The following is a 21,617-nucleotide window of genomic DNA, read 5'->3' on the forward strand; positions in this document are numbered from 1 at the left end:
CAACCCGCAGTCGGAGCGGACGAAGCAGTTCCTGAGCCAGATCCTCGGGCATTGAGGCCGGGGCAGGGAGGGGGCGCTGCCCCCTCTGCGCCTGTGGCGCATTCACCCCCGAGGTCTTTGGGCCAAGAAGAAAGCCATGGGGGGAAGGCCACGGGGCAAGGTTGGGGCGTGTCAGATCTGGATGGTTCCGTCCGGCGCGCGATCCACAGGCCGGAGCACCGGGGCTATGCATTCGATTTCGATGGCGAAGTCCGGCCATGTATTGATCGCGATGCAGGTGCGCGCGGGGAAGCCATTGGGGAAGTAATTCCTGTAGACCGCGTTCATCGCCGCAGCGAAGGCGTTGTCTGCGAGATAGACCGTGGCCTTCACCGTTTGCGACAGCGACGAGCCGCCGAAGTCGAGCGCGAAGGCGAGGGCCTCCAGGGCGGCCCGCGTCTGCGTGGTGATGTCGCCGCGCACGATCTCGCCGCTGTTCAGGTCGATCGGCGGCATGCCGCAGGTGTAGAGCATGCCTCCGCACCGGACGAGCGCCGACACCGGGGCTCCGATACGTCTCAGACCGGCAGAAATCACCGGCACGTCAATGATGGTCCTGTCCATGCGTGTTCCTCATCTTTTCCGGCGAGCTTATCGCCCTCCGTGACGCCATGCATCCTGCTTCCCTCGGAAGGCCTGATCGCAGCTATTATGCGAAACGATCGGGGCAGCGGCTTTGCCGGGGCGCCTATCGCGGCTGGGACGGCCGGGTGGCCACCATCCCGCCCTGCTGGAGCGCCCAGTAGCCGCCCTTGCGCGCCATCAACGCCTCATGCGTGCCGGTCTCGCGCACGGAGCCTGCCTCGAGGTAGACGATCAGGTCGGCGTCGCGGATGGTCGACAGCCGGTGCGCGATGACGAAGCTCGTCCGGCCCCGGCGCAGTTCCGTCATCGCCTGCTGGATCAGCATCTCGGTACGGGTGTCGACCGAGCTCGTGGCTTCGTCGAGGATCAGGATCGGCGTGTCCAGAAGGAAGGCGCGGGCAATGGTCATCAGCTGGCGCTGACCCTGTGACAGCGTTGCGCCGGCATTTTCCAGCACGCTGTCATAGCCCGCCGGCAAGGTACGCACGAAATCGTCGACATGGCAGCGCCGTGCGGCCGCGATCACCGCTTCTCGGCTGCTTTCGGGACGGCCATAGGCGATGTTGTCGTGGATCGTGCCGGTGAACAGCCAGGTATCTTGCAGCACCATGGCGATCGCCCCGCGCAGCTCGGTGCGGGAGAGGCGGCGAATGTCGATCCCGTCGAGACGGATCGCGCCGCGGTCGATCTCGTAAAAGCGCATCAGCAGGTTGACGAGCGTGGTCTTGCCCGCCCCCGTCGGGCCGACGATGGCCAGCGTCTGGCCGGGCCGCGCCTCGAGGCTGACATCTTCGAACAGGGGCTGGTCGGGCCGGTAGCGGAAGCCCACGCGCTCAATGCACACATGCCCGCTGACCGGCTGCGGCAGATGCTCGGCCGCGGCATCGTCGGGCTCGATTTCCGGCGCATCCAGCAGCGCGAACACCCGCTCGGCCGAGGCCAGCGCGGATTGCACCTGCGCGGCCATGCTGCCGAGCTGGGAGACCGGCTGGCCGATCTGCCGGATATACTGGATGAAAGCCTGCAGCTCGCCGAGGCTCAGCGTCCCGGCCAGCACCCGCATCGCCCCGGCGACCACCACCGCGACATAGGCAAGGTTGGTGACGAACATCGTCGACGGCTGGATCAGGCTGGCAAAGATCTGGGCGGTCATGCTGCTTCTGGTCAGCGCCCTGTTCTGGTCCGCGAACCGCGCTTCGATCCGCGACCGCGCGCCGAAGACCCGCACCAGGGCCTGACCGGTGAAGCTTTCCTCCACCGTGGCGTTCAGATTCCCCGTCTCGCGCCACTGCGCGGTGAATTGCGGGCGCGCGGCACTGGTGAGGAGCCGGCTGAGCCAGGTGGACAATCCGATCGCCGCTGCGGCGATGGCGGCAAGGGGCAGCGACAGGAGGGTCATCATCGCCAGCACGCCGACGACCGTCAGCAGCATCAGCATGATCTGGCTGGCGACCTGCTGCAGGTTCTGGATCACGTTGTCGATGTCATTGGTGAAACGCGACAGGATCTCGCCGCGGGGCTGCGCGTCGAACCAGTTGAGCGGCACGCGCGCGAGCTTATCCTGCGCCCGGTGGCGCAGGTCGCGGCCAAGCACCTGCACCACCTCGTTGATCAGCCGGGCCTGAGCCAGATTGAAGGCGGAAGCGATGAGATAGATCGCCGCCACCAGCAGCAGCTGGTGGACCAGTGCGGCCGGGCTGTAATCCGTGCTGACCAGAAGGTCGGTCGCCTTGCCAAGCTGCCACGGTCCCACCGTGCTGGCCGTCACGCTGCCGATGCTGAGGAGGACGGAGGCAAGCAGAAACCAGCGGCGGCGGCCGAAGGCCTGCCAGATCCGCCGGGCCGCGCCCGCCGCGTTCTTCGGCTTTTCGCCGCCAAGTGCGGCTCCCGTGCCGCGCATGCCGGGAGTGCGACGCGGTGCGGCGGCCGGCCGCAGATCATCGTTCCCGCTCATGCCACATCCTCCGCCAGGCTCTGCTGCGTGTGCACGATGTCGGCATAGATCGGGCAATCTGCCAGCAGCGCTGCATGCGCGCCAAGCCCGACGATCCGGCCGAGGTCCAGCACCAGGATCCGGTCCGCGTCCCGGATCGAGGCGACCCGCTGGCTGACGATGACCGTGGCAGCATGGCCGGTCGCCTGCCGGAGCGCCGTCCGCAGCCGGACATCCGTGGCCTGGTCGAGCGCGGAGAAGCTGTCGTCGAAGAGATAGAGGTCGGCATCGCAGGCAAGCGCCCGCGCGATGGCCAGCCGCTGCCGCTGACCGCCGGAAAAATTCGTGCCGCCCTGTGCAACGGGCGCTTGCAGCCGGTCGGGCAGGGCCCGGACGAAATCGGCGGCCTGCGCGATTTCGAGGGCCCGCCACAGCGCGGCCTCATCCGCATCCGGATTGCCGAAGCGCAGACTCTCGGCGATGGTGCCGGAAAAGAGGTAGGATTTCTGCGGGACGTAGCCGATCCGGCCGGCGAGCGTTTCGGGCGCGATGGCCCGCAGGTCGATCCCGCCCAGCCGGACCCGCCCGATCGTCGGATCGTCCAGCCGGGCGATCAGGTTGATGATCGTGGACTTGCCCGAACCGGTGGCACCGATGATGCCCAGAACCTCCCCGGGTCCGACCTCGAAGGCGATGTCTTCGAGAACCATGGCTTCGGCGCCGGGATAGCCGAAGCTGACGCCTTCGAAGCGCAGGGGCAGGCCGCTGCCCCGCGCCGGCAGCGGTTCGGGATGGGCGGGCGGGGCGACGGTGATTGCGGTTTCAAGCAGGGTCGTGATCCGCCGCGCGCTGACAAGCGCGCGCGGCAACATCACGATCAGCATCCCCATCATCATCACGGAAATCAGGATCAGCGAGACATAGGACAGGAAGGCGATCAGCGCGCCGACCTGCAGGCCGCCCGCGGTCACCCGGTCTGCGCCCACCCAGATCAGCGCCACCGAGGCGAGCTGCATCACCGCGGTGACCGCGGGCATGATCGTCACCATCAGCCGTCCCGCCCGAAGTGCGGTGTCCGTCAGCCCGGTATTGGCGGTCGCGAAGCGCCGCGCCTCGCGCCCCTGTTGCATGAAGGCGCGGATCACCCGGATGCCCTCGATCTGTTCGCGCAAGATCGCATTCACCCCGTCGATCTGTCCTTGCATCCGCTGGAACAGCGGCGTCGCGCGCAGGGTCAAAAACCCGATGATGAGTGCCAGGATCGGCACCACGACCAGCAGCAGACCCGACAGCTGCACGTCCTGGCGCGCGGCCATGAAGGCGCCGCCGATCCCCATGATTGGCGCGATCACGATCATCGTCAGCGACATGATCAGCATGGTCTGCACCTGCAGCACATCATTGGTGCAGCGGGTGATGAGCGAGCCGATGCCAAAGCTCTGGACCTGCGCAAGGGCAAGGCGGTGGACCTTGTCGAAGATTTCGGAGCGGAGGGCCTGGCCGACCCGGAAGGAGATCCGGGCGCCCAGCACGACCGCCGTGACGCTGAGCAGGAGCTGCGTCAGGGCGGCACTCCCCATCAGCCCGCCGTAGTGCAGGATCACGTCTGGCGCCTTGGCAAGAATGCCCCGGTCGATGACATCGGCGCTGAAGCCGGGCAACAGCAGCGACGCCGAAACCTGTCCGAGCTGGCACAGCAGCAGCGCCAGCAGCGGCCCGCGGTGCGATGCGAGCCGGGCTGTCCAGCGCTTCGCCGTGCCTGCCGGCGCTGCGATGGGGGCGGGGGACGTGTTTGCGGTCATGGTCGGCCTGTTCGCATGCAACCGGCGTCGTCCGGTATCGGGCGGAGGCGGCTCTCCAATTTATGTACCGGATTTCGCGCGATTGGAAACGCTGTCGGTGCGTCGGTGCGTCGGTGCGTCGGTGCGTCGGTCGCGTCGTCGGGGGCGCGGCTTGCCCGTCGCCGGCTTGCGCCCCGGATGCCCGATCCGGTTGCGCACGCGCTTCGGCTTCGGGCGGTGCCGGGGACTGTCCGATCGCGTGCGGCGCCGGGGCAGGCCGACCCGCCGCGGGCCATGGGATTTGACAGAAATGAAAATGGCTCATACATTTTCACAAATCAGAAAAATATAGATCCGGTTTCCGATTCTCCGCCGAGATCTTTCCGACAAGGGATGGGAGAGACGATGCGACAACTGGCAAACGGGGCAGGGTTCCTGTGTGCGATGTCCCTGCCGGGGGCGCTGGTCACCTTCGGGCTGGTGATCTTCGCGCTCGCGCTCGTGCTGGGGCTCGGGTTCCGGGTGAATGACCAGGGGCTGCTGCGCGGCCCGCTGACGCTGGGCAATTTCGCGCAGATCCTGGCCGACCCGCTCTATGCCAGGGTGATGTTGCGCTCGCTCTGGATCTCGGGGCTGGTGACGCTCGCCACCGTCGTCACCGCCTATCCGGTCGCCTGGTATCTGGCCTTCCGCGCCGGCAAGCATCGCGGCCTGCTGCTGTTCCTCGTCACCTTGCCGTTCTGGACGAGCTACCTGCTGCGCGTCTTCGCCTGGAAGATCATCCTTGCCTACAACGGCGTGCTGAACTCGGCGATGATCGAGCTGGGCCTGTGGGACAAGCCGTCGATGATGTTCCTGAACAACCCGGCGGCGGTGGTGCTGACGCTGGCCCATGCCTATGCGCCCTTCGCCATCCTGCCGATCTATGTCGCGCTGCAGACGATCCCGCGTTCGCTGCTCGAGGCGGGGGCGGATCTTGGTGCCACCAAGGCGCAGCTGTTTCGCCGCGTGGTGCTGCCGATCTCGATGCCCGGGGTTCTGGGCGGGGCGCTCGTCGTCTTCGTGCCGACGCTGGGCGATTACGTCACGCCGGCGATGGTCGGCGGCCCGGCCAGCACGATGATCGGCACCCTGATCCAGGCGCAGTTCGGCAAGGCCAACGACTGGCCGTTCGGCGCGGCACTCGCCACCGCCACCATGCTCGTCATCCTGATCGCCGTCGCGCTGGTGCGGCAGGCCGATCGCCGCTGGGGGAGCCGGACATGAAACAGGGCCGCCTGCTGCCGATCTACATCGGCGCCTATCTCGTCTTTCTCTATCTGCCCGTGGCGCTGATCCCGCTGTTTTCCTTCAATGATTCGATCCAGGCCGCGTTCCCGATGAAGGGGCTGACGCTCGAGTGGTATCGCACGCTGCTGCAAACCCCGGCGATCGGGCAGGCGCTGAGGAACAGCCTGTTCATTGCCCTCGCCGCCGCCAGCATCGCGACCCTCTGCGCCACCACGATCACCTATCTCGAGGTCTTCCCGCGCCCCGTGCTGTCGCGGCTGATCGGGGTGCTCGCGCGGCTGCCGATCCTGATCCCGGGGGTCATCGTCGGCATCGCGCTGCTGATCCTCGTCAACCTGGCCGGGCTGGGGCCGTCGCGGATTGCCATCGTGCTCGGTCATGTGCTGGTCTGCCTGCCCGCCGCGGTCACCGTGCTGCGCGCGCGTTTCGCCGCGATCCCGCGCTCGATCGCCGAGGCGGCGGCCGACCTTGGCGCCTCGGATTTCACCGTGTTCCGCCGCGCCGTGCTGCCGCTCGCCTGGTCGGCGATCGGCTCGGCCTTCACGCTGTCCTTCCTCACCTCGTTCGACGAGTTCATCGTCGCCTATTTCCTCGCCGGCACGGAGCCCACCCTGCCGCTTTATATCTGGAGCCAGCTGCGCTTCCCGAAATCGCTGCCGGTGGTGATGGCGCTCGGTGCGCTGATCTTGCTGGTCTCCGCCCTGCTTGCGGGTCTCGCGGAGCTGCTGCGCCGGCGCAGCCGGGTCTGAGCCCGCCCGGAACGACAAGAAAACCAAGACGAACAACAACAGGAGGTCACACCAATGAAGAAGACGCTGCTTACGCTGACGATTGCGGCCGGGGTCGCCACGCCCGCCTTGGCCGAGGACAAGCTCAGCTATTTCACCTGGTCGGGGTACGAGCTGCCCGAGTTCAGCCAGAGCTTCCTGAAGGCGCATCCCGACGCGCTCGAGACCTCGGTCTTCGGCGATGACGACGACGCCTTCACCAAGGTCAAGGCGGGCTTCCACCCCGATGTCGCCCATCCCTGCTATGACAAGATCGCGCGCTGGAACAAGGAAGGCCTGCTGCAGCCGATCGACACCACGCGGATCAAGAACTGGAACAGCATCTTCCCGGTTCTGCGCGAGCTGCCCGACATCCAAGCGGGCGATGGCAAGGTCTGGATGGTGCCGTGGGACTGGGGCAATACCTCGGTTCTCTACCGCTCCGACATGGTCGCGCCCGATGCCGAGCAGAGCTGGAACATGCTCTGGGATCCGCAATATGCCGGCCGCCTTGCCACCATCGACGCGGTGCATGACACCCCGGTCGTCGCCGCGCTTCTGGCGGGGGTCAGCCCCTTCGACATGGATGCCGAGGGGCTGAAGAAGGTCGAGGAGAAGCTGCGCGAACAGCGCCCGGTGCTGTCGAGCTATACCACCGACATGACCTCGGTCGAGCAGTCGCTCGCCTCGGGGGAACTCGTCGCGGCGATGACCTGGAACGCCTCTGCGGTGGCGCTGAAGAAGCAGGGCGTGCCGGTCGAGTTCATGAACCCGAAGGAAGGCATGCTGACCTGGACCTGCGGCTTCGTGCTGCTGAAGGACGCGAAGAACGTCGATCTCGCCTATGATCTGATCAACAGCCGCCTCGAGCCCGACTCGGGCAAGGCGCTGATCGAGAATTACGGCTATGGCGCCTCGACCGCGACCGCCTTCGCCGAGGTGCCGCAGGAGAAGCTCGACGAGCTGAAACTGCCCGCCGATCCGCAGACGATGCTCTCGACGACGGTCTTCACCGGGCCGATGAAGCAGAATGACGAGCTTGCCAAGATGTTCGAGCGGATCAAGGCCGGCGGCTGAGCAGGGCCAGGAACAGGGCGGGGGCCGGTGGCCCCTGCCCACAGCCGGAAAGCGAGAAGAAAGAGACGATGGGGCAGGACATTTCCACCGACGCCGCCGACACCGCGCGCGACGAGAACAACGCCGACGTCATGGTCGGGCGGCGCCTGCGCGCGCTTCGGCTCGAGGCGGGGCTGTCGCTGACCGAACTTGCCGGGCAGGCAGGGATCTCGGTCGGCGCGCTCAGCCAGATCGAGCGCGGGGTCTCCTCGCTCCGGGTGCGCACGCTCTGGCCGCTCGCCACCGCGCTCGGCGTCGATGCCGCGCGGCTGCTCGAGGACAGTGCCGAGAGCAACGATATCTATTGCGTGCGCGCGGGCAACCGGCGCGACATCCCGGTGCATTCCGAGGGGGTGCGCAAGCAGCTGCTGTCGCCGGCCGGCGCCGCGCTCACCGGCATGCTGGTCGAGGTCGAGCCCGGTGGCGGCACCGCCGAGGCCTATTCGCATCAGGGCCACGAGTTCGGCTTCGTGATGCAGGGCACGGCGCAGCTGGTGATCGACGGCACCACCTATCATCTGCGCACCGGCGACAGCTTCGCCTTCCGCTCGCTGCTGCTCCACTCCTTCCGCAACGAGGGAGACGAGCGCTGCCTCATCATCTGGATCAATGCCACCAAGAAATCGGAGGTGCGCGATGACGAATGACCCGCTCCTGAGCCTGCGCAAGGTCAGCAAGATCTTCGGCAACGGGCATTTCGGCCTGAAGGACATCGACCTCGACATCGCGGCGGGCGAATTCGTGAGCCTGCTCGGCCCCTCGGGCTGCGGCAAGACGACGACGCTGCGCGTGGTCGCTGGGTTCGAGGCGGCAAGTGCGGGGCAGATCCTGCTCGGCGGCGCCGAGATCGGCCATCTGCCGCCGAACCGCCGGCCGGTGAACACGGTGTTCCAGGATTACGCGGTCTTTCCGCATATGGACGTGGCCGAGAACGTGGCCTTCGGGCTTTCGGTGCGCGGCACGCCGCGGGCCGAGATCCGCCGCAAGGTCGGTGAGGCGCTCGAGCTCGTGGGCTTGGCCGACAAGGCGAAGCGCCCGGTCTCGGCGCTCTCGGGCGGGCAGCGTCAGCGCGTGGCGCTGGCCCGCGCGATCGTCTGCGAGCCGCAGCTTCTGCTGCTGGATGAGCCGCTCTCGGCGCTCGATGCGAGCCTGCGCGAGCAGATGCAGATCGAGCTGAAGAACCTGCAGGCGCGGCTTGGCACCACCTTCGTGATGGTCACCCATGACCAGACCGAGGCGCTGTCGATCTCGGACCGGATCGCGGTGATGCAGGGCGGCGAGATCGAGCAGATCGCCTCGCCGGCCGAGCTTTACGACCGCCCCGCCACCCGCTTCGTCGCGGGCTTCATCGGCACGATGAACCTGCTGCCGGGCAAGGTCTCGGCCGATGGCCGGCTCGAGGTGCCGGGATCGAGCCTGCCGATGCCGGCCGAGGCGCATGGGTTCGGTGCGGGCAGCGCCGTGGTTCTGGGCCTGCGCCCCGAGGATCTCGAGCTGTCGACCGCCACCGCCGGCATCCCGATCCGGGTCGAGAACGTGGTCTTCCACGGCCGCAGCCTGCGGGTGATCGGCCGGGTTTCCAGCGGCGAGGAGATGATCCTCGACGTGCCGCGTTCGGCCGCGGCCGACCTGCCCGCCGCCGGGGCGAGTGCGGCGCTGCGCCTGCGCGCGGGCGCGGTGCCGGTGGTGCTGCCGGCCTGAGCCCGGCCCGATCTGTTCGGGGCGCGCCTCAGGCGGCGCGCCGCTGCGGGGCCGCGTTGCGCAGGAACCCCACCACGGTGAACAGCAGCCACGCGCCTTGCGACACGAAGGCGCCCAGATTCCACTGCCAGAACAGCGAGGTCAGCAGCGCCAGCGCGCCAAGCACGTTCAGCAGCGCATAGCGCCCGTCGCGGACGGAGAGCCGCCCCATCTGCAGAAGCGCATAGGCGCCAAGATAGGCGCCGGCCCCGACAAGGCCGATCAGGTCAGGCAGGTTCATGCCCGTCACTCCGAGAATGCCGGTTGCGACCGGCGGGATATCTTGCACGGCCGCGACGCGCGGCTGCGTGGCGCCGTTCTAGTCCCGGCGGCGGAAAACGAAACGGGGGGCTTGCGTATGGGGGCATGATAAATTTTCATGGCATGGCGCGGACAGGTTTCGTGCCATTTCAGACACCAGACCCCAATCGAGGACCGCATGACGACCGGCCAGCGCATCCCCCCGCTCAACGCCCTGATCGCCTTCCAGACGGTGGCGCGCTGCGGCTCGATCTCGGCCGCGGCGCAGATGCTGGGGCTGACGCAAAGCGGGGTCAGCCGGCAGATCTCGCGGCTCGAGGATCATATCGGCGCGGTGCTGTTCGAGCGCACCGCTTCGGGCGTGGTGCTGAACGCGCTTGGGCAGGAATATGCGCTGCAGGTCGGGCAGGCGATGGATGCGCTCTCGGTTCTGGGCGAGGGGATGCAGGGCGCGCGCGACAGCCATCGCGTGGTGCTCGCCTGTTCGCAGGGCGTGGCCGATCTGTGGATCATGCCGCGCCTTGCCGCGCTGCGCCGCGAGCTGCCCTGGCTGGAACTCAAGCTGCGGGTGGACGAGAACATCTCGCAGCTGCGGCCCGACGAATACGATCTGGGGATCTATCACCGTCCGGTGCGGATGGCCGATTTCGTCATGCAGCCGCTTGGCCCCGAGCGGATGGTGCCGGTCTGTGCACCCGGTCAGCCGCCGCTGGTCGAGATGGAGGCGCCGCTGCTGCTGACCATGGAGGAAACCTTCAAGGAATGGACGGACTGGGGCAATTGGCTGTTCAGTGCCGATGTGGCGCTGCCGCCCGACACGATGCGCTGGAAGATGGGCAGCTACCGGCTGGCGATCGAGGCCGCGATGCAGGGCATTGGCGTCGCCATGGGCTGGACCTGGCTGGTGCAGGACCTGATCGACGCCGGCCGGCTGGTCGAGGCGCATCCGCATCGCCTGACCGGGCAGGGACAATATTACCTGATGCGCTCGAGCCAGCGCCACCTGCGCCAGTCGGCCCGGCGTCTGGCTGACTGGCTGGTCGCCAGCAACCGCCACGGCACCGGCGCGCCCGCGCCGCCGGGGCCGGGCGACTGACCGCCCGTCACGGGGGTATGACGGAAATTCATTTGCCCGCCGGGGCGGTTTCCCTAGGTTCGAGTGAACAACGAAGCGACCCCGGTCAGGGGCAGCACCAGGGAGACGCCGCGAAAGCGTGCGGGGCAAGATGACGACACGAGGAACGGGACTTCAGATCGGGCGCCGCGGCCTGCTGGCCGGCGCCGCGGGGCTTTCGGCGCTGTCGCTGCTGCCCGGGCAGCTGCGCGCCGAAGACGCGCCGAAGCGCGGCGGACTGCTGCGCATGGGCATCGGCGGCGGCTCGACCACCGACGATTTCGACCTGCGCAAGCTGAACGACTGGGTGCCGGTGAACCAAGCCTACATGGTGATGAACGGCCTCGTCGAGATCGACGCCGACAACATCGCCCGGCCCGAGCTGTTCGAAAGCTGGGAAGCGGGCGCGGGGGCGCTGGAATGGGTGTTCAAGGTGCGCCAGGGCGTGACCTTCCACAACGGCAAGACGCTCACCGCCGATGACGTGGTCTATTCGCTGAACCTGCACCGCGGCGACAGCTCCTCGGCGGCGCGCTCGGTCGCGGCGGCCTTTGCCGATGTGCAGAAGCTGTCGGAGCACGAGGTGAAGATCACCCTCGCCTCCGGCAATGCGGACCTGCCCTATGTGCTGTCGGATTATCACTTCCTGGTGGTGCCCGCGGGCTTTGACGACTGGGCGAACCCGATCGGCACCGGCCCCTTCATCCCGGAAAGCATCGAGCCCGGTGTGCGCGCCCGCTTCACCCGCAACCCGAACTACTGGAAGCCGGGCTGCGCCAATGTCGATGCGGTCGAGGTGATCGTCATCAACGACATCGCGGCGCGGACCAATGCGCTGATGTCGGGGCAGGTGCAGGCGATCAACAGCCTCGACTTCAAGACCGTCGACCTGCTCGCCCGCAACAAGACCCTGCAGATCGTGCGCTCGAAGGGCGGGCAGCACTACACCTTCCTGATGGATTGCACGCAGGCGCCCTTCACCGATGTGAACCTGCGCCAGGCGGTGAAATACGCGGTCAACCGCGAGCAGCTGCTGCAGACCGCGCTTTTGGGCTATGGCACGCTCGGCAACGACCACCCGATCCCGGTCACCGACCGCTTCTTCAACACCGAGCTGGCGCAGCGCGCCTATGACCCGGAGAAGGCGAAGTTCTTCCTGAAGCAGGCCGGCATGGACGGGCTGAAGCTGACGCTGCAAAGCTCGGATGCGGCCTTCCCGGGGGCGGTCGACGCGGCGGCGATCTATCGCACCGCGGCGGCGCCCGCGGGCATCGAGGTGTCGATCCAGCGCGAGCCGGCCGATGGCTATTGGGACAATGTCTGGATGAAGGCGCCGTTCTGCATGTCCTATTGGGGCGGGCGGCCGACGGCGGACCAGATGCTGACCATCGCCTATTCCTCGGCCTCGGCGCAGAATGACACGCATTGGGCCAATGCCGATTTCGACCGGCTGCTCGGCGAGGCGAGGGCGCTGCTCGACGACGAGAAGCGGCGCGAGATCTATTGGGAGCTGCAGCGCATGATCCATGACGAGGGCGGCGCGATGATCCCGATGTTCGGCGACTATCTCGACGGCGTGTCGAAGAAGGTGAAGGGCGTGACCCCGCACCCGATGTTCAACCTGATGGGCGCCCGGCTCGCCGAAAAGGTCTGGCTGGACAGCTGATGGGCAAGCTGATCGTGCAACGTCTGGGGCTGGGGGTCGTGACCCTCGCCCTGGTGTCCGTGCTGGTCTTCGCCGGCACGGAACTCCTGCCCGGCGATGTCGCCGCGGCGATCCTGGGACAGAATGCGACGCCCGAGTCGCTGGCCGCGCTGCGCGAGCAGCTGGGCCTGAACGCCGGGCCGGTGGCGCGCTATCTCGGCTGGGCCGCGGGCATCGTGCAAGGCGATCTGGGCGTGTCGCTGGCGAACCGGCAGCCGGTGGGCGAGCTGCTCTGGCCGCGGTTCTGGAACACCATGGCGCTCGCGGGCTATGCCGCGGTGATCGCGGTGCCGTTGGCCGTCGGGCTGGGCATCGCCTCGGCGGCGTTTCGCGGCTCGCTCTTCGATCGGGTGGCGACTTTGGTGGCGCTGGCCACCGTGTCGCTGCCGGAATATTTCCTCGGCCTGCTGCTGATCCTCTTCGTGTCCGTGCAATACGGGCTGCTGCCGAGCCTTGCCGACACCTGGTCGGGGATGGGGCTTGCCGCCTGGCTCAAGGCCACCACCCTGCCGATGCTGGTGCTGGTTCTGGTCACCGTGGCGCAGATCATGCGGATGACGCGCACCACCGTGCTTGCGGTGATGGATCAGCCCTATATCGAGACCGCCTATCTCAAGGGCATGAGGAACGGGCGCGTCGTGCTGCGCCATGCCGCGCCGAATGCGCTGGCGCCGATCGTCAACGTCGTCGCCTTCAACCTGACCTATCTGATCGCCGGCGTCGTGCTGGTCGAGTCGATCTTCAACTACAACGGGCTTGGCCGGTTCATGGTCGATGCGGTGTCGAAACGCGACCTGCCGATGGTGCAGGCGGCGGCGATGGTCTTTGCCGCGGTCTATGTCGTGCTGAACCTGGTGGCCGATGTCGCCGCGATCGCGCTGAACCCGCGCCTGCGCCATCCGCGCGCGAAGGAGGTCTGAGATGACCCTTCCGGTTTTCGGGCGGCTGCCGCTCTCTGCCCTGCTCGGGCTGCTGATCGTCACCGCCACCGCGGCGCTGTTCCTGTTCGGGCCGATGCTCGCCCCCTTCGGGCAGGAAGAGGTGCTGGGCACGCCCTTCGCCGACCCCTCGGCGGGCCATCTGCTCGGCCTCGACCAGAACGGGCGCGACATGCTCTCGCGGCTGCTCTACGGCGCGCGGATGTCGGTCGGCGTATCGCTTGCCGCGGTGCTGATCTCGTTCTGCATCGGCGTTCCGCTCGGCTTTCTGGCCGCGCTGAATGGCGGCTGGCCTGATCTGGTGGGGGCGCGGCTGATCGACGTCATCATGTCGATCCCGGTGCTGATCTCGGCCCTCGTGGTGCTGCAGGCGCTGGGCTCCAGCCTACCGGTGCTGATCGGCACCATCGCGCTTTTGGACAGCACGCGGGTGTTCCGGCTCTCGCGCGTGGTGGCACAGGGCATCGTGGTGATGGAATATGCCGAGGTCGCCCGCCTGCGCGGCGAGGGGCTGTGGTGGATGCTGCGCCGCGAGATCCTGCCCAATGCGCTGCCGCCGCTGCTGGCCGAATTCGGCATGCGCTTCTGCTTCACCTTCCTGTTCGTCGCCGGCCTGTCCTATCTGGGCCTTGGCGTGCAGCCGCCCTTCGCCGACTGGGGCGGCATGGTGCGCGACAACCAGCAGGGCATCCTTTACGGCCTCTATGCGCCGCTGTTCCCGGCCGGGGCGATTGCGCTGGTCACCATCGGCGTCAACCTCGTCGTCGACTGGGCGCTGGCCGGCCGCACCACCGTGCAGGGGGAAAACCGATGAGCCATGTGCTTGAAATCCGCGACCTGCGGGTCGAGGCGCCGAATGGCGCGGTGCTGCTGCACGGCGTCTCGCTCGATCTGAACCCGGGCGAGGTGCTCGGCCTGATCGGCGAATCCGGTGCCGGCAAGTCGACGATCGGTCTGGCCTCGATGGGCTATGGCCGCGGCGGCTGCCGGATCACCGGCGGCGAGATCCGCCTTGTCGGCACCGAGATGCGCGAGGCCTCGCGGAAAACCCGCGAGGCCCTGCGCGGCACCCGCATCGCCTATGTCGCGCAAAGCGCGGCCGCCGCCTTCAACCCGGCGATGCGGCTCGACACCCAGATCCTCGAGGTGCCGCTGCTGCACGGGCTGATGCCCGAGGCAGAGGCCCGCGCCTGGATGCTCGAGCTGTTCCGGGCGCTGCAACTGCCCGACCCCGAGCATTTCGGCGCGCGCTATCCGCATCAGGTCTCGGGCGGCCAGCTGCAGCGCGCGATGATCGCGATGGCGATGGCGGGCAAGCCCGACATCCTAGTGCTCGACGAGCCGACGACGGCGCTCGATGTGACCACGCAAATCGAGGTGCTGGCCCTTCTGCGCGAGATGATCCGGCGCTATGGCACCGCGGCGCTCTACATCACCCATGACCTCGCGGTGATCGCCCAGATCGCCGACCGGCTGATGGTGCTGCGCCATGGCCGCGAGGTCGAGACCGGGCCCACCGCCGCGCTGCTCGAGGCGCCGCAGCAGGACTATACCCGCGCGCTGGTGTCGGAGCGGCGCGAGAGCCTTGGCGCGGTCTCGGGCGCGCATCACCGCACCGGCAAGGCGCTGCTGTCTGTCGAGAAGGTCACTGCAAGCTATGGCCAGACGCCGGTGCTGCATGACGTCTCGCTGACGCTGAAGCGGGGCGAGACGCTGGCGGTAGTGGGTGAATCCGGTTCGGGCAAGTCGACGCTGGCGCGGCTGGTGTCGGGGCTGTTGCCGCCGCGCGCCGGCACCGTCACCTTCGACGGCGCATCGCTGCCGCCGCGGTTCCGCGACCGGAGCCCCGCGCAGCTGCGCCGGATCCAGCTTGTCTATCAGCTGCCCGACGTGGCGCTGAACCCGCGCCAGAGCGTGGGCGAGGCGATCGGCCGGCCGCTGGCGCTGTTCCGCGGACTGCGCGGCAAGGCGCTGGCGGATGAGGTGGTGCGGCTGCTCGAGCAGATCGGCCTGCCGGCCGATTTCGCCGCGCGCCTGCCCTCGGCGCTCTCGGGCGGACAGAAGCAGCGGGTCTGCATCGCCCGCGCGCTTGCCGCCGAGCCCGAGCTGATGATCTGCGACGAGGTGACCTCGGCGCTCGATCCGCTGGTGGCCGAGGAGATCCTGCGGCTTCTGCGCAAGCTGCAGGACGAGCTGGTGATGACCTATCTCTTCATCACCCATGACCTCTCGGTGGTGCAGCGCCTCGCCGATCGGGTGATGGTGATGCAGAAGGGCCGGGTGGTCGAGACCGGCGAGACCGCCGCGCTGTTCGCCGATCCGCAGGCCCCCTACACGCGCCGGCTGCTCGATGCGGTGCCGCAACTGCGCACCGACTGGCTCGACGAGGTCATGGCCGCGCGCTGACCCGAATTTCCTCAAGATCCTGCAGGGGGCGCACCGCGCCCCCCGTTTCCCGACATGCCTGCGGAGGGCAAAATGAACTTGGAAGTCATTGAAAACACGTGGATCACGCTGCGCGATGGCACCCGCCTCGCGGCCCGGATCTGGTTGCCCGAGGGGGCGCGCTCGAAGCCGGTGCCGGCGGTTCTCGAATATATTCCCTACCGCAAGCGCGACGGCACCCGCGGCCGGGACGAGCCGATGCACGGCTATTTCGCGCAAAACGGCTATGCCGCGGTGCGCGTCGACATTCGCGGCACGGGCGACTCCGACGGGCATATGGCCGATGAATACCTGAAGCTCGAGCAGGACGACGCGCTCGAGGTGATCGCCTGGATCGCGGCGCAGGACTGGTGCTCGGGCAATGTCGGCATGATGGGCAAGAGCTGGTCGGGCTTCAACTGCCTGCAGGTGGCGATGCGCCGCCCGCCGGCGCTGAAGGCGATCCTGACCTGCTATTCCACCGACGACCGCTTCCGCGACGATATCCATTTCATGGGCGGCTGCCTGCTGAATGACAACCTGTGGTGGGGCTCGATCATGCTGGCCTATCAGTCGCGCCCGCTCGATCCCGAGATCGCGGGCGAGGGCTGGCGCGCGCGCTGGCTCGACCGGATCGCGACCTTGCCGTTCTTCCCGGCGCTCTGGACCGAACACCAGACCTATGACGCCTATTGGAAGCACGGCTCGGTGCAGGAAGACTGGTCGGCGATCCAGTGCCCGGTGCTCGTCGTGGGGGGCTGGGCCGACAGCTACACCAACACCGTGCCGCGGCTTCTGGCCAAGCTGCAGGTGCCCGCGCGTGGCATCATCGGGCCCTGGGGCCACATCTACCCGATGGACGGCGTGCCCGGCCCGGCGATCGGCTTCCTGCAGGAGGCGGTGCGCTGGTGGGATCAGTGGCTGAAGGGCGTCGACACCGGGGTGATGGACGAGCCGCAGCTGCGCGCCTTCATCAACGACCCGGTCGCGCCCACCGGCACCCGCAAGGCGCAGCCCGGCCGCTGGGTCGGCGAGCCCTCCTGGCCGAGCCCGGCGATCGCCGACCGGCTCTTGCACCTGCGCGCCGACGGCGCGCTGGCGGACACGCCCGAGCCCTCGGATGCGACGCTGCCGGTGCGCTCGCCGCAGGACCACGGCCGCGCGGCGGGCGAATGGATGGGCACCGGCTGCGATGGCGAGATGCCGACCGACCAGCGGCTCGATGATGGCGGCTCGCTGAACTTCACCACGCCGGTGCTCGAGGAGGCGGTCGAGATCCTCGGCGCGCCCGAACTGATGCTGGAGCTGAGCGCCGATGCGCCGGTGGCGCAGCTGGCGGTGCGGCTGTGCGATGTGCTGCCCACGGGCGAGGTGCTGCGGGTCTCGTATCAGGTCCTGAACCTGACGCATCGCGACAGCCACGAGACGCCCGCGCCGCTCGTGCCCGGCAAACCCTATCGGGTCCGGGTGACGCTTTCGGCCTGCGGCCATCGCTTCCTGCCCGGCCACCGGATCCGGGTCTCGGTCGGCACCGCCTATTGGCCGGCGATCTGGCCCGCGCCGAGCGCCGCCACCGTCACCGTCATCCCGGCGGGCTCGACGCTCGCCCTGCCGGTGCGCGATCCGGCCGCGCCGCAGACCGAGGTGCGTTTCGCGCCGCCCGCCCATGGGCCGCGCACGCCGATGACCCAGACCGACCCGGGGCTGATGCTGCGGCAGTCGAGTTTCGACCATCTGACCGGCGTCGCGACCTATGTCACGGAAGGGCGCGGCGGCCTCTTCGGCGAGGGCGTCGTGCGCTTCGACGAGATCGGCACCGAGCTGGAACACAACCTGCGGCGCGAGCTGACGATCCGGCCCGAGGACCCGCTCTCGGCGCGCTACGTGCTGACGCAAAGCTACGAGATGGGGCGCGAGGGCTGGCGCACCCGGGTCGAGACGGTGACCGAGATGACCTCGGATGCGACGCATTTCCACCTCAGCGGCCATCTGGTCGCGCGCGAGGGCGACAGCGAGGTGGCGCGCCGCGACTGGTCCGAGGCCATCCCGCGCCACCTGATCTGAAGCGGGGCCCGGGGGCGCCATTGCAGAAAGCCCGGCCGGTTCATGCCCCGGCCGGGTTTCGGTTCAGCTTTGCCCCTCGTGCAGCGGGACGAGCGGTTTCGGCCCCCTCGCGCGCCGGCGCCGCCGCGCCGCGATCAGATCCTCGAATTCGAGATCGCCCAGGATCCCGTCGCGGCGCAGGATCATCGTGCCGACGATCACCGCTCCGAGGAAGAAGCCGGTGAGGCCGAACATCTCGGGCAGCTGCAGGCCGAGGATTTCGGGGCCGTTCTCGATCGTGCGGGCGATCTCGTTGCCGACCGAGATCGCGAGCCTGCCGGCGATCACCCCCGAGACCGAGCGCGCACCGCCAAGGATCACCATCGCCACCGTCAGGAAGGTCTGGTTGAAGGAGAAGCTGTTCGGCCCGATCACCCCCAGATAGGTGGCGTGCATCACCCCGCCAAGCGCGACGACCACCGCCGAAAGCGTCCAGGCAAGGTGGCGCAACCGGGCGATCGGCACCCCCATGGCGCGTGCGGCGAGCATGTCTTCGCTCAAGGCGCGCAGTTGCAGCCCGGCGGGGCTGTCGCGGAACAGCTTCGCGGCGAAGATCACCAGCGCCGCGATCACCGTGCCGGTGGCGAGCGAGGAGACCACCAAGATGCCGTAAAGCGAGCGCTGCCCGCGGGTGAGGCCGATCCAGGCGGTGAAGATCACATAGGCGATGACGAGCAGCGCAAGGGTCGGGACCTCGGCGGTGGAGCCGCTGACGCGGATGATCAGATAGCCGGTCAGCCAGCCGCGCGCATCGCAAGGCCAAGCGTGGTGCCGCGCAGCAGCGCCACCAGCGCGAGGATGGCGACCGCCGTCACTCCGGTCTCGACCAGTTGCAGCACCGGCAGCCGCAGCGGCCCGAGCTGCACCACCGAGGCGAGGAATGCTGCGGTGCTCGATCAATACGGCTTCGGCCCGCACAGCTGGCTCGAGATCTTCTCGATCTCGGAAAATGCGACCTACCGGGTGAGCGATCCCGACAGCGGCCGCGTCGCGGTGCTGCGGCTGAGCCGGCCGGGCGAGCGCAGCCGCGCCGAGATCCTGAGTGAGATCGCCTGAATCCGGGCGTTGCGCGCAAGCGGCACGGCCCGCACGCCGGCGGTGATCGACACCCTTGCGGGCGTGCCGGTCGCCACCTTTCACGACGCGACCGGCGCCGCGCAATTCGCCACGCTCTTCGACTTCGTGCCGGGCCGGATGCTCGACGAGACCAATGCCGAGGCGGCCTTTGTCGAGCTCGGCGAGACCGCGGCGCGGCGGCATGGTTTCAACGAGACCTGGCCCCGGCCGACGGGCTTCGTGCGCCCCGAATGGGACATCGAGACGGCGATGGGGCGGCAGGGGTGCTGGGGTTACCGGGGCGACAACGCGACGGTCGGGCCGGTCGAACGCGACCTGCTGGCGCGGGTCGATGCGAAGATCCGCGCCGAGATCGGTGCTTATGGCCGCCCGCCCGCCCGGTACGGGCTGATCCATGGCGACATGCGGATGGCGAATTTCATCGTCGATCCCGGTGGCATCCAGCTCAGCGACTTCGACGATTGCGGTATCAGCTGGCATCTTTACGGGCTCGCCTGCGCGCTGACCTTCGTCGAGCATGCGCCGGAGACGCCGGCACTGGTCGCGGCCTGGCTGCGGGGCTACACCCGCCTGCGCCCGCTCGATGCCGCCAATCTCGCGGTGTTGCCGGCGATGGTGATGCTGCGCCGGATGCTGCTCGTCGGCTGGTTCCACACCCACGCCCATGTGACCGAGCTTCACGATCTGTCGCAGCGCTATGTGCCGCAGACGATGGAGATCGGCGCGGCCTTCCTGCGCGGGGCCTATCTGGCGATGCGGGGGGGCGTGACCGCGATCGCGGCGGCGGGGATTGGCCCGTTGCTACCCGCCCGGGAGAGCGTCGAGGCCCTTTTCCTTGACAACAGCACGCCTCGCTACCTTACCATGCGGCACCCAAAAGGGGCTTCAGACATGGCAGAGAGCATCCAGAAGGAGGACTGGGAACGCTTTCGGGCCTTGGGGAGCGTGCCCCCAAGCATCCGCGAAATCGTATTCCGGTCCTGGATCCGGTCGCAGCGGCGTGACGACGTGCATGCCCTGCGGCAGGCGCCCTGTGTGGCGGGCAATGAACTGGACGAGCTGCGCGGCCGAAACGCGCGGCTGCGTCAGGCTGCGCAGGCAGCGGTGCGGCGCACGGGCTACATGCTCGACGACGCCGGCGCGATGCTGCTGCTGGCCGACCGCTCCGGTGTGATCCTCGACGCGACGGGGGATTCCCGGATCCGCGCCCGCGGCGAGGAGAACCACCTGCATCCGGGCGGGCGATGGGGCGAGGACGCCATCGGCACGAATGCGATCGGCACTGCGCTGCATCTGGCGAAACCCACCACCATCTCTGGGGTCGAGCATTTCTGCGAGGCGATCCAGCGCTGGTCCTGCGCCGCCGCACCGATCAGCGACCCGCGCACTGGCCGGGTGCTGGGGCTGATCAACATCTCCTCGCCCTCGACCGACGCGCTGCGCCGGGGCGCGGCCTTCTCGGTCAGCCTGGCGCTGCAGATCGAGGAGGCGTTGCGCAGCATCGGGCTGCAGGAGCACCAGCGGCTGGTGGATCAGCTGCTGTCGCGCGGCGTGTCGCGCGGCGACGAGATCATGCTGCTGAACCGGCACGGCCAGCAGATCTGGTCAAGCCTGCGCGACGCCGGCGCGGGCGCCGGCGGCACCGGCAGGGGCGTGCTGCCGGGCCCCGTGCCCGAGCCGGACGGCGATGTCGGTCAGCTTGCCGAGCGGATGCGTGCGGTGCTTCCCGGTGCGGGGGTCGACATCGTCTCGGACGGCAAGGACCCGATCGGCCTGATCGTGACGCTGGCCCGGGCGGGCCGGCGCCGGCCTGCGGCCGCGGCGCCCGATCTCGCGGCGATCGCCCGGTCGGGGCCGGCGATGGCGGGGATCTGCGCCGAGGCGCAGCGGATTGTCGAGGCAGGCGTTGCGCTGCTGCTCAAGGGCCCGACCGGCAGCGGCAAGGAAACCCTTGCCCGCGCCCTGCATGCCGACGGGCCGCTGTCCGATCTGCCGCTTGCGGCGCTCGATTGCAGTCTGCTTGATGACGTGGCGCTGCGCGGCGGGGCGGCGACGGATGCGGTGCTGCGGCTGACCGAAAGGGGCGGCACGCTGATCCTCGACGAGCCGGCGGAAACGCCCGCCGCCGTGCAGCCGCTGCTGGTCCAGAGCCTGACCCAGCTGGCGCGCGGTGCCGAGGGGCGGGTGCAGGTGATCAGCCTGTCCTCGGTGCCGCTGTCCGAGCGGCTGGCCGAGGGACGGTTGCGGCCGGATCTCTATTACCGTCTCTCGGGCGCGGTGGTGCATCTGCCGGGCCTGGCCGAGCGGCGCGAGGACCTGCCGGCGCTTGTCGCCGATCTTGCCGCACACAGCCCCGAACGGCGGCGCGGCGGCGCGCTGCGCTTTACCCCGGGGGCGATGCTGCGGCTGCAGGCGCATGATTGGCCCGGCAACCTGCGCGAGCTGCGCAACATGGTCGAACGGCTGTCGGCGACCTCGTTCAGCCGGCTGATCGACGTGGCCGACCTGCCGCCCGCCATCGCCCAGGGCCGGCGGGCCGGGCGCGAGCCGACGCTGCGCGACCGCGAGCGGGCGGAAATCCTCGATGCCCTCGCCGAATGCGGCGGCAACATGACCGGGACGGCGCGGCGCCTCGGCATCTCGCGCTCGACGCTTTATCTCAAGCTCGACCAGTACGGCGTGCCGCGCGGCCGCCGCTGAGCCTCTTGCCGCGGCGCATCATGGCGTCCGCAGCATGTCCGGGC

The 21,617-nt window shown here is 68.6% G+C and carries 19 protein-coding genes; 13 read left to right on the forward strand and 6 right to left on the reverse strand.

What is annotated here, in order from left to right; translation table 11 throughout:
* Positions 1-171 precede the first annotated feature (171 nt).
* The 3 genes from EOW65_RS06785 to EOW65_RS06795 all read right to left on the reverse strand — a co-directional run bounded on the left by EOW65_RS06785 (position 172) and on the right by EOW65_RS06795 (position 4,359).
* Positions 172-603 carry a RidA family protein gene (locus tag EOW65_RS06785; RefSeq protein WP_128148218.1) on the reverse strand — a complete coding sequence of 144 codons (432 nt, stop codon included), beginning with the start codon at positions 601-603 and terminating at the stop codon, positions 172-174.
* A 124-nt stretch (positions 604-727) separates the two neighbouring features.
* Complete coding sequence (locus tag EOW65_RS06790; protein ID WP_128148219.1) at positions 728-2,578, reverse strand: ABC transporter ATP-binding protein; 1,851 nt, start codon at positions 2,576-2,578, stop codon at positions 728-730.
* On the reverse strand, positions 2,575-4,359 hold the full coding sequence (locus EOW65_RS06795) for an ABC transporter ATP-binding protein (RefSeq protein ID WP_128148220.1): 1,785 nt from the start codon (positions 4,357-4,359) through the stop codon (positions 2,575-2,577). Before EOW65_RS06795 ends, EOW65_RS06790 begins: the two co-directional genes overlap by 4 nt.
* A gap of 384 nt (positions 4,360-4,743) precedes the next feature.
* Between EOW65_RS06795 and EOW65_RS06800 the strand changes: the two genes are divergently transcribed.
* The 5 genes from EOW65_RS06800 (at position 4,744) to EOW65_RS06820 (ending at position 9,212) form a co-directional block, all read left to right on the forward strand.
* Positions 4,744-5,604, forward strand: coding sequence for an ABC transporter permease (locus tag EOW65_RS06800; protein WP_206364025.1), 861 nt, complete (start codon positions 4,744-4,746; stop codon positions 5,602-5,604).
* A complete protein-coding gene (locus tag EOW65_RS06805; RefSeq protein ID WP_128148222.1) occupies positions 5,601-6,377 on the forward strand; it encodes an ABC transporter permease in 777 nt (258 codons plus the stop codon). Before EOW65_RS06800 ends, EOW65_RS06805 begins: the two co-directional genes overlap by 4 nt.
* A gap of 54 nt (positions 6,378-6,431) precedes the next feature.
* Complete coding sequence (locus EOW65_RS06810; protein ID WP_128148223.1) at positions 6,432-7,472, forward strand: ABC transporter substrate-binding protein; 1,041 nt, start codon at positions 6,432-6,434, stop codon at positions 7,470-7,472.
* A 68-nt stretch (positions 7,473-7,540) separates the two neighbouring features.
* Entirely contained in the window at positions 7,541-8,158 is a 618-nt protein-coding gene (locus tag EOW65_RS06815; RefSeq protein WP_128148224.1) for a cupin domain-containing protein, read from the forward strand.
* Positions 8,148-9,212: an ABC transporter ATP-binding protein gene (locus EOW65_RS06820; RefSeq protein WP_128148225.1), complete on the forward strand. Its 1,065-nt coding sequence runs from the start codon at positions 8,148-8,150 to the stop codon at positions 9,210-9,212. The genes EOW65_RS06815 and EOW65_RS06820 overlap by 11 nt, the downstream gene beginning before the upstream one ends.
* A 28-nt stretch (positions 9,213-9,240) precedes the next feature.
* Here EOW65_RS06820 and EOW65_RS06825 read toward each other — a convergent pair whose 3' ends face one another.
* Positions 9,241-9,492 (reverse strand): CBU_0592 family membrane protein, encoded by a 252-nt coding sequence (locus EOW65_RS06825; protein WP_128148226.1) that lies wholly within the window; start codon positions 9,490-9,492, stop codon positions 9,241-9,243.
* Between the two features lie 198 nt (positions 9,493-9,690).
* On the opposite strand from EOW65_RS06825, the gene EOW65_RS06830 reads away from it, so the two are divergent.
* From EOW65_RS06830 to EOW65_RS06855, 6 genes are all read left to right on the forward strand, one after another.
* Entirely contained in the window at positions 9,691-10,608 is a 918-nt protein-coding gene (locus tag EOW65_RS06830) for a LysR family transcriptional regulator (RefSeq protein ID WP_128148227.1), read from the forward strand.
* A gap of 130 nt (positions 10,609-10,738) precedes the next feature.
* A complete protein-coding gene (locus EOW65_RS06835) occupies positions 10,739-12,292 on the forward strand; it encodes an ABC transporter substrate-binding protein (RefSeq protein ID WP_128148228.1) in 1,554 nt (517 codons plus the stop codon).
* Positions 12,292-13,251 carry an ABC transporter permease gene (locus tag EOW65_RS06840; RefSeq protein WP_128148229.1) on the forward strand — a complete coding sequence of 320 codons (960 nt, stop codon included), beginning with the start codon at positions 12,292-12,294 and terminating at the stop codon, positions 13,249-13,251. Before EOW65_RS06835 ends, EOW65_RS06840 begins: the two co-directional genes overlap by 1 nt.
* Before the next feature lies 1 nt (position 13,252).
* Positions 13,253-14,083, forward strand: a complete 831-nt coding sequence (locus EOW65_RS06845; RefSeq protein WP_128148230.1) for an ABC transporter permease — start codon at positions 13,253-13,255, stop codon at positions 14,081-14,083.
* A complete protein-coding gene (locus EOW65_RS06850) occupies positions 14,080-15,675 on the forward strand; it encodes an ABC transporter ATP-binding protein (protein WP_128148231.1) in 1,596 nt (531 codons plus the stop codon). The genes EOW65_RS06845 and EOW65_RS06850 overlap by 4 nt, the downstream gene beginning before the upstream one ends.
* A gap of 72 nt (positions 15,676-15,747) precedes the next feature.
* Positions 15,748-17,757: a CocE/NonD family hydrolase gene (locus EOW65_RS06855; protein ID WP_128148232.1), complete on the forward strand. Its 2,010-nt coding sequence runs from the start codon at positions 15,748-15,750 to the stop codon at positions 17,755-17,757.
* Between the two features lie 63 nt (positions 17,758-17,820).
* Here EOW65_RS06855 and EOW65_RS06860 read toward each other — a convergent pair whose 3' ends face one another.
* Both EOW65_RS06860 and EOW65_RS20370 read right to left on the reverse strand, forming a co-directional pair.
* A complete protein-coding gene (locus EOW65_RS06860) occupies positions 17,821-18,534 on the reverse strand; it encodes a branched-chain amino acid ABC transporter permease (RefSeq protein WP_240664570.1) in 714 nt (237 codons plus the stop codon).
* Complete coding sequence (locus EOW65_RS20370) at positions 18,531-18,662, reverse strand: hypothetical protein (protein ID WP_276319597.1); 132 nt, start codon at positions 18,660-18,662, stop codon at positions 18,531-18,533. Before EOW65_RS20370 ends, EOW65_RS06860 begins: the two co-directional genes overlap by 4 nt.
* Positions 18,663-18,684: 22 nt before the next feature.
* On the opposite strand from EOW65_RS20370, the gene EOW65_RS19935 reads away from it, so the two are divergent.
* Together EOW65_RS19935 and EOW65_RS06865 are read left to right on the forward strand one after the other, a co-directional pair.
* Positions 18,685-18,852, forward strand: coding sequence for a hypothetical protein (locus tag EOW65_RS19935; protein WP_164880021.1), 168 nt, complete (start codon positions 18,685-18,687; stop codon positions 18,850-18,852).
* A 42-nt stretch (positions 18,853-18,894) separates the two neighbouring features.
* The gene (locus EOW65_RS06865; protein WP_128148234.1) at positions 18,895-21,573 is read left to right on the forward strand and encodes a sigma 54-interacting transcriptional regulator; all 2,679 of its coding nucleotides are present in this window, start codon (positions 18,895-18,897) and stop codon (positions 21,571-21,573) included.
* Positions 21,574-21,617: the final 44 nt, after the last annotated feature.

The organism is Paenirhodobacter ferrireducens, from assembly GCF_004022265.1.
Lineage (GTDB): Bacteria > Pseudomonadota > Alphaproteobacteria > Rhodobacterales > Rhodobacteraceae > Rhodobacter > Rhodobacter ferrireducens.

Coding starts and splice junctions, on each gene's coding strand:
- EOW65_RS06785 (WP_128148218.1), bottom strand. CDS start 603: ATGGACAGGACCATCATTGACGTGCCGGTGATTTCTGCCGGTCTGAGA.
- EOW65_RS06790 (WP_128148219.1), bottom strand. CDS start 2,578: ATGAGCGGGAACGATGATCTGCGGCCGGCCGCCGCACCGCGTCGCACT.
- EOW65_RS06795 (WP_128148220.1), bottom strand. CDS start 4,359: ATGACCGCAAACACGTCCCCCGCCCCCATCGCAGCGCCGGCAGGCACG.
- EOW65_RS06800 (WP_206364025.1), top strand. CDS start 4,744: ATGCGACAACTGGCAAACGGGGCAGGGTTCCTGTGTGCGATGTCCCTG.
- EOW65_RS06805 (WP_128148222.1), top strand. CDS start 5,601: ATGAAACAGGGCCGCCTGCTGCCGATCTACATCGGCGCCTATCTCGTC.
- EOW65_RS06810 (WP_128148223.1), top strand. CDS start 6,432: ATGAAGAAGACGCTGCTTACGCTGACGATTGCGGCCGGGGTCGCCACG.
- EOW65_RS06815 (WP_128148224.1), top strand. CDS start 7,541: ATGGGGCAGGACATTTCCACCGACGCCGCCGACACCGCGCGCGACGAG.
- EOW65_RS06820 (WP_128148225.1), top strand. CDS start 8,148: ATGACGAATGACCCGCTCCTGAGCCTGCGCAAGGTCAGCAAGATCTTC.
- EOW65_RS06825 (WP_128148226.1), bottom strand. CDS start 9,492: ATGAACCTGCCTGACCTGATCGGCCTTGTCGGGGCCGGCGCCTATCTT.
- EOW65_RS06830 (WP_128148227.1), top strand. CDS start 9,691: ATGACGACCGGCCAGCGCATCCCCCCGCTCAACGCCCTGATCGCCTTC.
- EOW65_RS06835 (WP_128148228.1), top strand. CDS start 10,739: ATGACGACACGAGGAACGGGACTTCAGATCGGGCGCCGCGGCCTGCTG.
- EOW65_RS06840 (WP_128148229.1), top strand. CDS start 12,292: ATGGGCAAGCTGATCGTGCAACGTCTGGGGCTGGGGGTCGTGACCCTC.
- EOW65_RS06845 (WP_128148230.1), top strand. CDS start 13,253: ATGACCCTTCCGGTTTTCGGGCGGCTGCCGCTCTCTGCCCTGCTCGGG.
- EOW65_RS06850 (WP_128148231.1), top strand. CDS start 14,080: ATGAGCCATGTGCTTGAAATCCGCGACCTGCGGGTCGAGGCGCCGAAT.
- EOW65_RS06855 (WP_128148232.1), top strand. CDS start 15,748: ATGAACTTGGAAGTCATTGAAAACACGTGGATCACGCTGCGCGATGGC.